The following is a 14916-nucleotide window of genomic DNA, read 5'->3' on the forward strand; positions in this document are numbered from 1 at the left end:
GTTTGTATCTTCAAGTATGAATTTTCACCGATTCAGAATTTTCATTGTTGGCCTAATTTGTATACTCAATCTAGCTGCGCAACCGAAAAATCCTCTGTTTTATCATGTATATGCGGATTGGGGAATAACCAGTGACAAATCTACCGTTATTTACCAGGATTACCTGGGTTACATTTGGATCGGTACTGAAGAGGGTTTGAACCGATTTGTCTCGTATGCTGAGTATAACTTCATACAATACAAAAGCAGCCGCAACGACTCCACCACTCTCGATAATGACTACATCACTACCTTGTTTGAAGACAGTGAAAATAACTTATGGATAGGGACTTTGAGTGGATTATCGCTGTACAATCGAGCTTTTGACAACTTCATTAGAGTGAGTCAAAATCATCCACAAATAACCAATAAGCGGGTGCATGCGGTAAAAGAACACCTGGGTCAGCTCTGGATAGCCACTGATGACATGCTGTTTGTCTACGATAGAGAGACTGACAGCATCAAAAAAACCTTTGAATGGAAGGATCAAAACGGGAAACCGGCCAGCTTCCAGGCGCTCTATACCACCAATGATCACATATGGGTGGGCACGTCAGATGGCCTCTATTTTGCTCGGGAGCTCGAACTGGACCCAATAGAAGGTTATGAGAATGTACAGATTACCAGCATATCACTGTCCAATGGACAGATAATAACCGGTACAGCCAATCAGGGATTATGGGCCCTCAATAAACTTGGCGGGATCACGCGCTTTACCACGGAGAGTTCTCCTGCCATCTCCAGCAATCAGGTAAATGATGCCATAGAAGTAAAAAGTGGCAAAATCTGGGTGGCTTCAAAGGATGGTTTGACCTTCTTAAATGTAGAGGACTCTACTTCTCAATTCTTAACATATGATTTCAACAATTACTATGGACTTTCAGATTATGAAGTTAGGGACCTATTCGAGGATTCAGCTGGTGCTGTGTGGATGACCACTCCATTGGGTGGAGTGAATTACTATCACGAATCCGATAATCAATTTGACTATTATGGTCAAAAAACGAGCTCAGCAAAGAACGATGAATTGTTGGACTACAATGTGCTGTCTACATACACAGATCGGACTAAAAATGAGCTATGGCTTGGCTCCAGATCTGGTATCTCCGTTTATTCCGAAGATGAAGACCGCTTCACTCATTATCCTTTTTTGATGAATGGTGTGCGCACCAATAACCAGATTCTTTCCATCGAGAGAGACGCCTCCGGATTGTTCTGGTTGGGGACAGAAAAAGGATTGTACACCTTTGATGAACCCACTGGTAGATATCAGAAGATCAATGATCATCCAGACTTTCGAGATCAAGTAAATGTAGTTTTTATTGATAGTAATGAGGCCTTGTGGATTGGCACTCAAACCAAAGGGTTAAAACGTCTTGGAAGTGAGCTAGACGAATATGATGTAAGGTTTGCGATAGGAGAAGATGAAGTAGCCATTCCAAATATCAATGACATCATGGAACTACCAGATGGAAGCATCTGGGTAGGTACAGCCAGTGGCTTGTTTAAAGTAAATGGGAACAATGTGTTGGAATCTCGGCCTATTGTACTAAAAGACGACAAGGTGACTAATTCATGGGTCAATTATCTGTGTACAAGTACGGCAGGTGAGCTGATCGTGGGTACCAGACAGGAAGGACTGGTCATCATCAAAGAGGACCAACCAGAAGACAAGGTCATGATCAGTAAAGCCAGTGGGCTGGCTACCAATGACATCCGTTCCATGATCCGCATGTCTGATAGTTTGGTCTGGATCTCCACCAATGCAGGTCTCGCTAAGCTCACTACGAGCAAAGACAGTGTACTGAAAGTGACCAACTTCTACTTGCATGACGGTCTACAGGGAAAACAATTCACCCCTAAAGCTGGAGTTGCCCTGAACAAACGTGTCTATTTTGGCGGACTAAGTGGTATCACACATTTTGATCCTGCCAAAATCAAGGAGTTTGACCTTCCCCTGAATGTGAATTTTACCCATTTGCATGTCAACGATAAACTCATTAAGCCCGGACAGGACGCAGGACTAGCCAAATCAATAGACATCTCAGACACCTTGATGCTTGCGGCTGATCAGAACAATTTTACGATCACCTTCACGGCAATGGATTACATGCGTCCTGACAGTGTTAAGTACCGATATAAGCTGGAAAATTATGATCAAAACTGGATGAACTCTACGGATCATTCGGCCACTTACACCAATATTCCCAGAGGGAAGCAATACACCTTCACTGTGGAGGCAGTCAGTAGATTTAGGACATGGAGTGAACCAAAGAAACTCACCATTTACATCGCTCCTTACTTTTACGAAACTGCGTGGTTCAAAATTCTGGTTGCTTTTCTCACAGTAGCTATACTATTTGGCGTATTGCGCTACAGGGAACAGGCCGCAGACTTCAAGCAAAGAAACCTACAGCGACTGATAGACCTACGAACCAAGGAATTGAAACTGGAAGTGGAGGCGAAGGAAAAAACAGCTGTGGAGCTCGAAAAAGCGAAAAACGACGCTGAAAAAGCCAACCGTATCAAAAGCGAATTCCTCGCGAACATCAGCCACGAGATCCGAACACCCTTAAATGGGATCCTGGGGATGAGTCATCTGGTCTCCGAAAACGAACCCAACCCGGAGAACAAAGAAATGTTGGGCATTTTGGGACGGTCGGCTGAGTCACTGAGAGATATCATCGATGATCTGCTAGATCTCAGCAAGATAGAAGCTGGAAAGTACGATATTTCCTTTGAAGATTTTGATCTACCGAGGCTCGTCAATGAGATAGTGTTGGCTTTCCAGCCAGAAGCAGAACACAAGAAAATCGACTTGAAGGCTTCCATTGCGCCTAATATTCCCAACCTCCTCATTGGGGATGAACTGCGCATCAAACAAGTGATAGTCAACCTCCTGTCCAATAGCTTGAAGTTTACGGAAACTGGAAGTATCGAGGTGATCCTGAGACAATTGGAAGACTCTGAAACCCATACACGTCTGTTTATAGGTGTCAGAGACACGGGCATTGGCATACCGTATGACAAACAAGAGGATGTATTTTCAAGCTTTACACAAGTAGAGACTGGATCCAAACGCAAATATGGTGGCACTGGTCTTGGTCTGGCCATCTCCAAAAAGCTCATCAGTCTGATGGGTGGAGAGATCAGTTTGGAAAGCACACCGGGTGAAGGCTCGTTTTTCAAAATCGAATTACCACTCAAGCATAGCCAGAAAGACTCGAATTCACTGGAAGGCTCAACAGACATCTACATACCAGAAGGGAAAAAGATCCTGCTGGTAGAAGACAATATGGTCAATACCATGGTAGCAACCAAAATGCTCAACAAATCGAATCAGCAGGTGGATACTGCCAGTAACGGAAAAGAAGCGCTCGAAAGAGCGAAAGAAGAAACCTACGACCTGATATTGATGGATGTGCAGATGCCTGTGATGGATGGTCTCGAAGCAACGGTGAGGATACGGCAGCTTGACAGTGAGTCCGCCAAGACACCCATAGTGGCCCTAACAGCTGGAGCCATGCAAAAAGACCGGGAAAAGGCGATGAATGTAGGTATGAACGACTTTCTAGCCAAGCCGATCAGCTATGATCAGCTCGCCAAAATCCTCTCAAAACACCTCAGTAGTCCTGAAGAAGTACCTTCCATGCAGAAGTAACATCTCCTGCATCCAGGTGCTGTGCGGCTAGCTTGTGCAATTCATCCTGTATCTGATCTGGTTCGTGATCTATGTACTCCAGAATAGCACTTACTTCGGGTTCGTTTGCAAACTCCTCCACTTCTTCCTGCGAAGGTAAGGTTTCCACATTTCCAAGCTTACCCAGATGATTACCAGTCAGTATTTTGCTGTTCTTGATGCTTCCAGGTATCTGATCTACTCCCATTCCTTTATTCTTTATCGGTTTCTCTATTTCGAACAATGCATCTCCCTGTGCTCTACAGTACCAATTGCCCCCCATTCGAGATACGGCATCTAATTTAACAGGATCTATCTGATTATCAAGGATAATTCGTTCTTCTATGTGCGCCTTGAGCACTTCACAGATAACCAACACACCAGCTCCACCCTGATCACCCAGTGGCTTGATCTCTATGACCCTGCACTCATATACAGCCGGCGACTCAGCCACTCGTGGTGGAGTGACCAGGTCCGAATCTTCTGGTGTGAGGCCAGATTTCACAAACTCGTTGACGCCCTTATCATATTCAGTACTGGATAAAGACATCTGCTCCACCATGCTATAATCTACAATGGATATGGTGACTTCCGGCACTTCATACACATTATCCAGGGTATGCTTGGTGGTATTGTCTCTTCCTCTCCTTGCTGGCGAAAACACCAGAATAGGTGGATTAGCACTAAATACATTGAAAAACGAAAAAGGACTCAAGTTGACATTACCCTCCTTATCTACTGTACTGGCAAAGGCAATTGGTCTGGGAGCTATTGTTCCTAGCAAAAACTGGTGTAGCTGTGGAACTGGCAACTCTCCCGGGATAATTGTTCTGTAGGTTTTCATTTGGCAGGTAAGATTTTAGTTCTCACTTCTCCAAACCCGATTCGCACACCATCTTTCTCACCATATCCTCTCATGGTAACCTCATCTCCATCGTGGATGAATTTACGCTCGGTACCATCTGGCATCATCAACGGCTTGGTTCCTTTCCAGGCTAGTTCCAACATACTCCCATAAGCGTCAGGCGTTGGGCCACTGATGGTACCACTAGCATACATATCTCCTACATTGATGTTGCAGCCATTCACTGTGTGATGTGCCAGCTGCTGCCGCACGTTCCAGTACATGTGGCGGAAATTGGATCTGGCTACACACGTTTCCGTAGAGCCCTCTGGTTGGATGAACACTTCCAGATTGATATCAAAATGGCTCTTTCCGGTGTATTTGAGATAAGGTAGCACCTCTGGTTCTTGCACTGGACCTGCCACTTTGAATGGCTCCAAAGCCTCCATGGTCACAATCCATGGTGAGATAGAAGAACCAAAGTTCTTGGCGAGGAATGGCCCTAAAGGAACATATTCCCATTTCTGAATATCCCTTGCAGACCAATCATTGAACAAAGTGAACCCGAAAATATATTCATCGGCCTCATCCGGTGTGATGGAGTTACCCAACTCATTCACCTTTCCGGTGACAAAGGCCATTTCTAATTCGAAATCTAGTCGTTTCGTAGGCCCAAAAGAAGGCTTAGACGCCTCAGGCTCCATGGTCTGCCCTTTAGGCCTTCGAAGGTCTGTCCCGCTCACCACGATACTGCTGGCCCGACCGTGATAACCCACAGGGATGTGTTTCCAGTTTGGGAGCAGTGCATTATCAGGATCTCTAAACATAGTCCCTACATTAGTTGCGTGTTGCTCGCTGGAGTAAAAATCAGTATAATCTCCAACATGAACGGGCATCAGAAGGTCGACTTCCCCTACAGGCGTCAAAACCGATGATTTTCCTTCGGCATTGTCCCTTAGTTCTGCATTATCTTTTTGAAAAATCTCCGACAGACGTTCACGTACCGCATTGGTAGTGGACTTGCCCAGAGCGATAAATCCGTTTAGTGTATGATGATTGAAAATTCCTTCGGGAAGGGTTATGCTGGAAAAGTACCCCAGCTGATGCAAAGCATCTAGATTAATGACCTGATCACCGATGATGGAAGCGGCTTTTGGGGTGTTATCTCCTTTTTTGATAATACCAAAAGGCAGATTCTGAATGGGGAAATCAGAATCTGCTGGTACTGCTATCCATGATGTTAGTTTGGGGTTATTTGCTGCTATCATTGATCTCTGTTGTTTCTTGAATTAATAGATGCAATGATAGATGGTTAGATGTGTTTCACAAAAACACCCAATTAGAATTTACCCTGATAGACGAGAATGGCTTCCAGTATTCCGTTTGGCAGTTCAAAACCTGCAAAGAAGATCCCTACACCAAATACTTTTTGTTTGTCTTTGACCACCGATAGTGCCAAAGGCAAGAAGCTTACTGACATCAACGCATAAAAGACAATGAAGAGAATGATCAGAATGGTGAGTATCAAATGGTTGTCGATCAGAAAAATACCAGCTGTTACCGCCAGTGTTGCCACGATGCTTAATAAAATGGACATGTATACTGATCGAGTCTCCGTGAGCTTACTCATTGGTAAGGAGAGTAGTGCCACTGCTGCCAAGATAATAGAAGCGATACCATCACCAGTCACACCAAATATGGCAAAACCTTTCTCTTCAAAGAGGGCCGGAAACAAGTTGAAAAGAACAGTGGTAGCAAGACCCAGTGCAATTCCCAGAATAAATGCGTAGGTAAAGTCTGATTTCGCTAATTCTGTTGGTTTCGGCTTGTCGGTAATGATGGTGCTGTTTCTTTTAAGCAAAAGTCCACTAAAGAATACGGCCACTCCACCTACTACAAAAGTCAGAGGAGCACCAATAAAATTCACTAAATCCACAATAATTGGTTCGAGAGCGTAAAGCAATCCATACACAATTGTCAGCACGGCCATCGCCGTTGGCAGCTTTTTAGAAGGCACGAACAGTTCGATCGTAGATATAGCCGGACTGGTAAATATGGCCATAGAAAACAACCAGAGCGTAATGAGTACTGGCAGTATCCATTTGAAAATCGGTCCTGGCTCCGTAAACAGTGTGAAGGCAGTAGCCATAAAAATCATGGCGGCAAAACTGACACCAGCAGAGATAATAGGTAGCCTCTTACCAGCTGTTACACGAAATTTATCTCCTAGCCGACCGGCTATTGGTGGAGCAATGACCATAATGATTCCCTGCACGATGAACAGGAACATGGTCAGGCTTGTGAAATTGTAGGTCTCCAACAGGATGGGTTGGTAATTGTAATAAGCGATCCACCCAATAATGACCGAAGCATAAAGAGTGGCAAGACTCAACAATTGCTTCCAGAGAATATCGGTTTTCTCCTGATATTTAGCGGCGGAATTCGAAGTATGAGTAATTGCGGGATTGTACTCCATGGTTAATAATTAGTTTAAGTTGATAGTTTCAAGTTTAAGTTAGGCTGTCTTAAACCTAACACCCCATGTACGTACAAATAAGAGCATTTGGATTTATTTGTTCAAAGATTTTTAGACCAACACTAAACAAAAGCTATCTATTCCTATTGGGAAACACTCTACCAATATTTTGATTTAACTTTGCCGCCTGATTTAATTCACTAAGATTTTCTAAGTTTCTCAATGGAGATTTCAACTAAATACGACCCGGCACAAACCGAAGACAAATGGTACCAATACTGGATGGAAAAAGGCTTTTTCAAAGCCAAAGTGGATCCTAACAAGGAGCCCTATTCCATCGTCATCCCACCACCCAACGTTACGGGTGTCCTCCACATGGGTCACATGCTGAACAACACCATCCAGGATGTGCTGATCAGAAAAGCGCGGATGGAAGGAAAAGAAGCCTGCTGGGTACCGGGGACGGACCATGCGTCCATCGCCACGGAAGCCAAGGTGGTGGCCATGCTTCGTGAAAAAGGCATTAAGAAAAGTGACCTCTCCAGGGATGAATTCATGAAATACGCCTGGGAATGGAAGGAGAAATATGGCGGCATTATCCTGGAGCAGTTGAAGAAACTCGGTGCATCATGTGATTGGGATCGCACGGCCTTCACCATGGATGATGATTACTACGACGCTGTAATCAAAGTATTCATTGACCTCTTCAATAAGGGCTTTATCTACCGCGGCTTGCGCATGATCAACTGGGACTGTGAAGCTAAAACCGCGCTCTCAAATGAAGAAGTGATCTACAAAGAAGGTGGTGAACAAGCCAACCTCTACTATGTGAATTACCACATTAAGGACTCTGATGAGCACGTAACCATCGCCACCGTACGACCTGAGACTATACTTGGTGACGCAGCAATCGCTGTGAACCCAAATGACGAACGCCATGCACATCTCATCGGCAAGAAAGCTATTGTTCCATTCGTAGAACGTGAGATCCCAATCATCGGTGATACTTATGTAGAACTGGATTTTGGAACAGGATGTCTGAAGGTTACTCCAGCGCATGATCCTAATGACTATGAAATCGGTCAGCGTCACAATCTGGAAGTGATCGACACCATCAACCTGGATGGTACCTTGAACGAAGCGTGTGGCATACCAAAATATGTAGGCAAGGATCGATTTGTCGTTCGAAAAGAAATTGTCAAAGACCTTACTGAGGCCGGACACCTGATCAAAGAGGAGCAGTTCACTACTCGTATTGGTCGCTCCGAGCGAACCAACACAGTAGTAGAGCCAAAACTATCGCTACAGTGGTTCATCAAAATGAAAGAAATCTCCCGAACAGCTCACCAGGTAGTGATGGATGATGAGATTCTTTTACATCCGCCAAAGTTTAAAAACACCTACAACCACTGGATGGATAATGTCCGTGACTGGTGTATCTCACGTCAGCTCTGGTGGGGGCAACGAATTCCCGCTTATTACTACGGTCAAGGCGAGGATGATTTTGTAGTTGCTGATAGTCTTGAAAGCGCACTACAACTCGCTCAGGAGAAGTCAGGAAACAAAAGCCTAACTACAGCAGATTTGAAGCAGGATGAAGACGTACTCGATACCTGGGCATCATCCTGGTTGTTTCCATTAGCAGTATTTGATGGGTTCAATGACCAGTATTTCGATCAGGAAAGTGGAAAAATCATCAATGGCAAGAATGCTGAGTTGGACTATTTCTATCCGACCAATACACTGGTGACGGCTCCAGAGATTCTCTTCTTCTGGGTGGCACGGATGATCATCGCTGGTTACGAGTACAAAGGCGATAAGCCATTCAAAAATGTATACCTAACGGGAATCGTGCGAGACAAGCAACGTCGAAAGATGTCCAAATCGCTGGGCAACTCTCCAGATCCATTGGACCTGATCAAGGAATATGGGGCTGATGGCGTACGCACAGGGATGCTCTTTTCCTCCCCTGCTGGTAACGATTTACTGTTCGACGAAAAACTGGTGGAGCAGGGAAGAAACTTTGCGAACAAGATCTGGAATGCCTTCCGTCTGGTAAAAGGCTGGGATATCACTCATGAAGCACAGCCGGAAGTGAATGCAGTGGCTATTGAGTGGTTCGAAAACCGATACAATCAGGCGAAGGCAGAACTGGAAGATCATTTCGCCAAGTACCGACTATCCGATGCACTCATGACCGTATACAAGCTGGTTTGGAATGACTTCTGCAGCTGGTACCTAGAGTGGATCAAGCCTGGTTACGAGCAGCCGATAGACGAGGCAACTCATGCGAAAACCCTGGATTTCTTTGAACAGGTGATGAAGCTATTGCATCCGTTCATGCCATTTATTACCGAGGAAATTTGGCATAGCATCAAAGAACGATCTGAGGAAAATTGCCTGATCAAAGCAGCCTGGCCGGAAACAAAGGACTTTGACCAATCCATTCTGGATGAAGCGGAACTGCTTTTTGAAATCACTTCCAATGTTCGGAATCTCAGAAGCAGCAAAGGGATCTCTCCAAAAGAGGAGTTGGATCTGTCTGTAAAAACCGATCAGGAAGCTGTGATCAACAAACTCGGCTCATCTCTGAAGAAGCTAGCAAACGTTTGTGACCCAATCATCACCACTGAAAAGCCCGAGAATTGTTTCAGTTTTGTGGTGAAATCACATGAGTTGTTCGTTCCAGTTTCTGAGGAAATAGATGTGGAAGCGGAAAAAGCCAAACTCACCGAAGAACTGACGTACACCAAAGGGTTTTTGAAGTCCGTGGAGAAAAAGCTGAGTAACGAACGGTTTGTAAACAATGCACCAGAACAGGTCGTTGCGATGGAGCAAAAGAAAAAGGCTGATGCGGAAGCTAAAATCGCTTCGCTGGAGGCTAGTCTTGCATCACTGAGTTAAGAGAAAGCAATTAGAGAAGGAGTAGATGCTGAAACAAGTTCAGCACGACCGCTCAATTCTGAATGACTCTCCGATCCAAGGTGTCACCCTGAACTCGTTTCAGGGTCTTTTCTTTTATCTGGCACGATTTCTAAAAATGAAAGTACTCAACATTCCAGGTTGGAAAAATTCACGAGAGGGTCACTGGCAAACCATTTGGGAAGCCAGTGACCCTTCTGTGTTTACCCGCATCCAGCAAGACAACTGGCAGCATCCCACCAAAGAGCATTGGGTTCCCAAAATAGCCCAGGTAATCCAGCAAGCTGGTCCTGACGTGTTGGTGACAGCACATAGCATCGGCGTTACAGCTTTTGTCCATGCAGTACATCAATACGATCTTCAGATCAAAGGAGCACTGCTGGTAACCCCCAGTGACCCTCAGCATCCCGACTGTCCGGAGGAGTTGAAAAACTTCCATGAGATTCCCAACAAAAAACTACCATTTCACTCCATACTAGTGGCTAGCACCAACGACACGGCCATTGATTTTCCTAAGGCAGTAGAACTTGCTGTAGACTGGCAGTGCACATTGCAAGTACTGGAAAACGCCGGCCACCTTACACCTAAAGATGGCTTTGGCGCCTGGACGGAGGGAAAAAGGTTGCTGAAGCAGTTTTTGTGAGGCTTTGATTAGTGGACTTTTCCTCATTTAAAATGAGCTATTTTTATAGTCCGCGTTACAAACGCGGACTAGCTGGGGAGTAATAACTCGTTGTTGGTGAAAAGCTAATTGTATGGTTTTTAAATTATGGTATAAATTCAGGCATGAACTGGAAAGAGATATTTTATGCCTCTGATAAACGGTTAAGAACAGTCTGGAGAGTACTCCTCTTTGTCGGACTACTCGTAAGCGCTGTTTTTCCATTGATACTTCTGGAAGACAAAACACTCCAGTTCCTAGGTGCCGTCATCATCCTATGGGTAGGAATCCATCTGAATGCAAGGTTACTAGATAAATTACCAGTTGTAAACTATGGACTACAAATATCACGAAAGAGCCTTATCCAACTGCTCATCGGATTAATAATTGGTGTACTAGCAGTCGGACTGATGCTTGTGATTGGTTTATTCTCTGAAACTATCGAATTGACTCGTAGGAAGGCTGCTATGAATAGCAACTCCTTTTTAATTTTCACCATTAACATGCTGCTGGTCGCTATTCTTGAAGAGAGTCTCTATAGAGGTTATTTGCTTACCACAATTCGTTCATCATTTAACTATAAAAACGGAATCAAGGCTCTAAGTACTTCCATATTCATATCTTCCGTGGCATTTGGTTTAGCACATCTTGGTAACCATCATGCATCGCTTATTTCTGTAACACTGCTTACATTAAATGGTCTTGTATGGTGCATACCTTTTGTCCTGACCAGGAGCTTGGGTTTGTCGATAGGCATGCACGCCAGCTGGAACATCACTCAAAGTATGCTAGGCTTCACCATGAGTGGTAATAAAGCAGGTAAAGCTTTGTTTTCGATTACTAACGATGGAAATTCTTTAATTAATGGTGGTGAATATGGTCCGGAAGCCGGGCTGATGGGTCTGATGGGATTCTTGATTATGCTTGGTCTCAGTTACCTTTATATCAAGTTAACTCAGGGTTCCCTTGACTTGAGTCCTCGATTGTAACGAGGACTCTTAAAATTCGGCATTTATAATGCTCGCCTTCTTCAACGAATCACCCTAAAACCTGGCGGCCATCAATAAATTCAAATCTTTATAGCCCAGATTGAATTTTCTGGCCAAGTGGATGTTGCAGATACTTCCTCGGTAGGTGTAAACCCCACGCATGAACCAGGTGTGGTTGAAGATCATCTCATCGATACCACCCGCATCAGCCGCATGGAGTAGCATCGGCGTGAAAATATTCGATATAGCTATGGAGGCAGTACGCGCCACCCGTGAAGCAATGTTGGGCACACAGTAGTGAATTACATCGTGCTTTTTGAAAGTCGGCTTTTTGTGGCTGGTCATCTCACTCGTCTCTATACAGCCTCCCTGATCCACGCTTACATCGATGATCACGGATCCTGGCTTCATCAGACTCACCATCTCTTCGGTAACCACACATTTGTTTCGTCCCTTCTCAGCTCTGATAGCTCCTATCACCACATCTGCATTGGATATGGCTCTGGTCAGTGTGGCATTGTCTATGGTGGAGGTATGGATCTGCTGTCCTAAAGCGTGCTTGATTCTTCTGAGTTTGTAAATGTGATTGTCAAACACCTGGATATCCACTCCCAAACCAATGGAAGCTCTTGCGGCATACTCACCAACGGTACCAGCACCAAGTATTACCACCTGAGTAGGTGGTACTCCGGTAATGCCACCAAGAATAATTCCCTGGCCTTTGTTGGTATTGCTCAGCAGCTCCGCGGCAATCAACATGACGGTGCTCCCGGCTATTTCGCTCATCGCACGAACCAGTGGTAAACCACCCACCTTGTCTTCGATGAATTCATAGCCAATGGCCGTGATCTTCTTCTTGTTCAATGCATGGATGTAGTCAACTGATTGTCGTCCGGACTGAAAAGCTGAGATAATCGTCGATCCGTTATTGAGGTATTCGATTTCCTTCATGGTGGGTGGTTCCACCTTCAATACTGCATGCGCTCCAAATACCTCTTTGGTGTCTTCCACGATCTTCGCACCAGCCTCACTGTATTCATTATCTGAAAAATGAGCCGACTCTCCGGCACCCGCTTCTATCCAAACTTCGTGACCATTGCTCGTCAGCACTTCCACAGACTCTGGCTTCAGTGCCACACGGCTCTCCTGCAGGGACACTTCCTTAGGCACACCAATAAATAAGGATTTAGAACCCTTCTTAATCTTAGCAGGTGCTTCCTGAGGGTATAAACTCTGCTCCCTCGCCAACTGGGCAAAACCAGATTTCATTTGATCAGCCATTCGATCTGATGGTTATTTCACGTGAGTTATCTCCTACTAATTTAATACTTATTTCGAGGTGATTTTCAGGAATCAAAGGCTTAATCATATCCGGCCACTCGATCAGGCATAAATCTCCTGAATAGAAGTATTCTTCCACACCAATATCCAAGGCCTCTTCCAGCTTTTCTACCCGATAAAAATCAAAGTGGTAAATGGGATTATCCTCCTCATCGCGGTATTCATTGACGATAGAAAATGTAGGTGAGCTCATGGAGTCTACCACGCCTAGTTCTTCACACAGGACTTTAATGAAAGTAGTTTTGCCAGCACCCATTTCTCCCTGAAAGCAGACAATCTCGTGCTCACTAAGCAATGGAAGAATCTCCTGCGCTACAGCAGGCAATTCGTTTTCATCATCTACGGTGTATTGTTTCATTTCGGCTCAAGCTCCACTATTGGGATAATCATTTCCTCCATACTAACGCCTCCGTGCTGGAAGGTGTCCTTGTAAAAATTAACATAGTAGTTGAAGTTGTTTGGATAGGCAAAGAAAAAGTCTTCACGTGCGAATGCAAAGGATGTGCTCACGTTTACTTTTGGCAGACGAAACTCATCCGGCTTCCGAGTATACATCACCCCTTCTTCGTCGAATGCCAGATTCTTTCCTGCCTTGTACCGAAGGTTGGTGTTGGTATTTCGATCCCCAATGATCTTATAAGGTTTCTTTACTCGAATGGTCCCATGATCGGTGGTGATCACTACTTTTACCTTTTGGTTACTCAAAAACCGAAGCAGATCATACAGTGAGGAGTGCTGAAACCAGGACTTGGTGATACTCCTGTAAGCCGACTCATCAGGAGCGAGCTCTCGGATCATATGCATGTCCGTACGTGCATGAGAAAGCATATCCACAAAGTTGTAGACAATAGCATTCAGCTGATTATTCATCAGGTTTTTGGCACCATCTACCAGTTGCTTCCCATCACTTGCTTTAATGATTTTATTGTAGGAATACTTGATATCCAGTCGCTCTTTCTCAATGTTCTTGCCCAGCAGCTCTTCTTCATGTAAGTTCTTTCCCTCATCACTATCCTCATCTTCCCAGAGGTTTGGGTGTTGTTTGGCTATGTCCAAAGGCATCATCCCTGCAAACAGCGCGTTTCTGGCATAAGCCGTAGTGGTTGGCAAAATGGAGTAATAATGATCCTTACTTGTCACCTCAAACAGCTCCGCTATATCCGGTTGGATGATCTCCCACTGATCGAACCTGAGGTTATCAATCACAATCAAAAACACCGGGTCACCAGACTTGAGCAACGGAAAAACGCGCTTCTTCAGCACTTGATGTGACATGAGTGGTCGATCCACATCGGGATTATTCAGCCAATTATAATAGTGATCCTCTATGAAATCACAGAACCGCAAATTAGCCTGTGACCGTTGGTCATTGAGGATGTCATGCATACTTTTATCCTCTGTTTCGTCTATTTCCAGATCCCAATAAACCAGCTTACGATACAGCTCTGCCCAGCCGTCAAAGTCTTCCAAGTCCTCCACGTCCATAGTCAGCTTTTGAAATTCCTGGAGGTAACCCTGGTTGGTGTGTTCGGAGACAATTCGCTTGTTGTCCAGCAGCTTTTTTACACTCAGTAGAATCTGATTTGGATTAAGTGGTTTGATGAGGTAATCGGCAATCTTCGCCCCGATGGCTTCCTCCATGATCTGCTCTTCCTCACTTTTGGTGATCATCACCACAGGCATATTGGGGTGTGTGGACTTGATGTAGTTTAGTGTTTCCAGTCCAGTCATGCCTGGCATATTCTCATCCAGGAAAACAATATCGAAAGGATTGTGATCGATCTCATCCAACGCATCGGAGCCACTATTGACAGGAGTCACTTCAAACCCCTTATTTTCTAAAAATAATATGTGAGGCTTCAAAAGGTCGATCTCATCATCTGCCCAAAGTATTCGATACTGCTGCATTTATCTCTATTAAGTAATTTCTAAAATGTCTAAATCCAAAGGATTTTTTGACTTCCA

General features: G+C 44.7%; 10 protein-coding genes. 4 read left to right on the forward strand and 6 right to left on the reverse strand.

Annotated elements, in window-relative coordinates:
* The first annotated feature begins 16 nt into the window (after positions 1-16).
* Complete coding sequence (locus tag ACO067_RS04815; RefSeq protein ID WP_421871366.1) at positions 17-3700, forward strand: response regulator; 3684 nt, start codon at positions 17-19, stop codon at positions 3698-3700.
* Here ACO067_RS04815 and ACO067_RS04820 read toward each other — a convergent pair.
* The 3 genes from ACO067_RS04820 to ACO067_RS04830 form a co-directional block, all read right to left on the reverse strand.
* The gene (locus ACO067_RS04820; RefSeq protein ID WP_421871368.1) at positions 3663-4562 is read right to left on the reverse strand and encodes a flavin reductase family protein; all 900 of its coding nucleotides are present in this window, start codon (positions 4560-4562) and stop codon (positions 3663-3665) included. The genes ACO067_RS04815 and ACO067_RS04820 overlap by 38 nt on opposite strands.
* Positions 4559-5830, reverse strand: coding sequence for a fumarylacetoacetase (gene fahA / locus ACO067_RS04825; RefSeq protein WP_421871370.1), 1272 nt, complete (start codon positions 5828-5830; stop codon positions 4559-4561). The genes ACO067_RS04820 and fahA overlap by 4 nt, the downstream gene beginning before the upstream one ends.
* Before the next feature lie 71 nt (positions 5831-5901).
* The gene (locus ACO067_RS04830) at positions 5902-7038 is read right to left on the reverse strand and encodes an MFS transporter (protein ID WP_421871372.1); all 1137 of its coding nucleotides are present in this window, start codon (positions 7036-7038) and stop codon (positions 5902-5904) included.
* Between the two features lie 222 nt (positions 7039-7260).
* Here ACO067_RS04830 and ACO067_RS04835 point away from each other — a divergent pair, with 222 nt between their 5' ends.
* From ACO067_RS04835 to ACO067_RS04845, 3 genes are all read left to right on the forward strand, one after another.
* Positions 7261-9942 (forward strand): valine--tRNA ligase, encoded by a 2682-nt coding sequence (locus tag ACO067_RS04835; RefSeq protein ID WP_421871376.1) that lies wholly within the window; start codon positions 7261-7263, stop codon positions 9940-9942.
* Positions 9943-9967: 25 nt separating this feature from the next.
* On the forward strand, positions 9968-10603 hold the full coding sequence (locus tag ACO067_RS04840; RefSeq protein WP_421871378.1) for an RBBP9/YdeN family alpha/beta hydrolase: 636 nt from the start codon (positions 9968-9970) through the stop codon (positions 10601-10603).
* A gap of 143 nt (positions 10604-10746) precedes the next feature.
* Entirely contained in the window at positions 10747-11610 is an 864-nt protein-coding gene (locus ACO067_RS04845; protein ID WP_421871380.1) for a CPBP family intramembrane glutamic endopeptidase, read from the forward strand.
* Between the two features lie 54 nt (positions 11611-11664).
* Here the strand turns inward: ACO067_RS04845 and ACO067_RS04850 are convergent, their stop codons facing one another.
* The 3 genes from ACO067_RS04850 to ACO067_RS04860 are packed head-to-tail and all read right to left on the reverse strand — an operon-like array spanning position 11665 to position 14859.
* Positions 11665-12891 (reverse strand): alanine dehydrogenase, encoded by a 1227-nt coding sequence (locus tag ACO067_RS04850; RefSeq protein WP_421871382.1) that lies wholly within the window; start codon positions 12889-12891, stop codon positions 11665-11667.
* Positions 12884-13309, reverse strand: coding sequence for a tRNA (adenosine(37)-N6)-threonylcarbamoyltransferase complex ATPase subunit type 1 TsaE (tsaE, locus tag ACO067_RS04855; protein WP_421871384.1), 426 nt, complete (start codon positions 13307-13309; stop codon positions 12884-12886). The genes ACO067_RS04850 and tsaE overlap by 8 nt, the downstream gene beginning before the upstream one ends.
* Positions 13306-14859, reverse strand: coding sequence for a PglZ domain-containing protein (locus tag ACO067_RS04860; protein WP_421871386.1), 1554 nt, complete (start codon positions 14857-14859; stop codon positions 13306-13308). The genes tsaE and ACO067_RS04860 overlap by 4 nt, the downstream gene beginning before the upstream one ends.
* Positions 14860-14916 lie beyond the last annotated feature (57 nt).

The organism is Marinoscillum sp. (assembly GCF_965229915.1).
Classification (GTDB): Bacteria; Bacteroidota; Bacteroidia; order Cytophagales; family Cyclobacteriaceae; genus Marinoscillum.

Bases quoted from the DNA above. Each gene is read 5' to 3' on its own strand.
- ACO067_RS04815 (WP_421871366.1), top strand. From the start codon at position 17: ATGAATTTTCACCGATTCAGAATTTTCATTGTTGGCCTAATTTGTATA.
- ACO067_RS04820 (WP_421871368.1), bottom strand. From the start codon at position 4,562: ATGAAAACCTACAGAACAATTATCCCGGGAGAGTTGCCAGTTCCACAG.
- fahA (WP_421871370.1), bottom strand. From the start codon at position 5,830: ATGATAGCAGCAAATAACCCCAAACTAACATCATGGATAGCAGTACCA.
- ACO067_RS04830 (WP_421871372.1), bottom strand. From the start codon at position 7,038: ATGGAGTACAATCCCGCAATTACTCATACTTCGAATTCCGCCGCTAAA.
- ACO067_RS04835 (WP_421871376.1), top strand. From the start codon at position 7,261: ATGGAGATTTCAACTAAATACGACCCGGCACAAACCGAAGACAAATGG.
- ACO067_RS04840 (WP_421871378.1), top strand. From the start codon at position 9,968: ATGCTGAAACAAGTTCAGCACGACCGCTCAATTCTGAATGACTCTCCG.
- ACO067_RS04845 (WP_421871380.1), top strand. From the start codon at position 10,747: ATGAACTGGAAAGAGATATTTTATGCCTCTGATAAACGGTTAAGAACA.
- ACO067_RS04850 (WP_421871382.1), bottom strand. From the start codon at position 12,891: ATGGCTGATCAAATGAAATCTGGTTTTGCCCAGTTGGCGAGGGAGCAG.
- tsaE (WP_421871384.1), bottom strand. From the start codon at position 13,309: ATGAAACAATACACCGTAGATGATGAAAACGAATTGCCTGCTGTAGCG.
- ACO067_RS04860 (WP_421871386.1), bottom strand. From the start codon at position 14,859: ATGCAGCAGTATCGAATACTTTGGGCAGATGATGAGATCGACCTTTTG.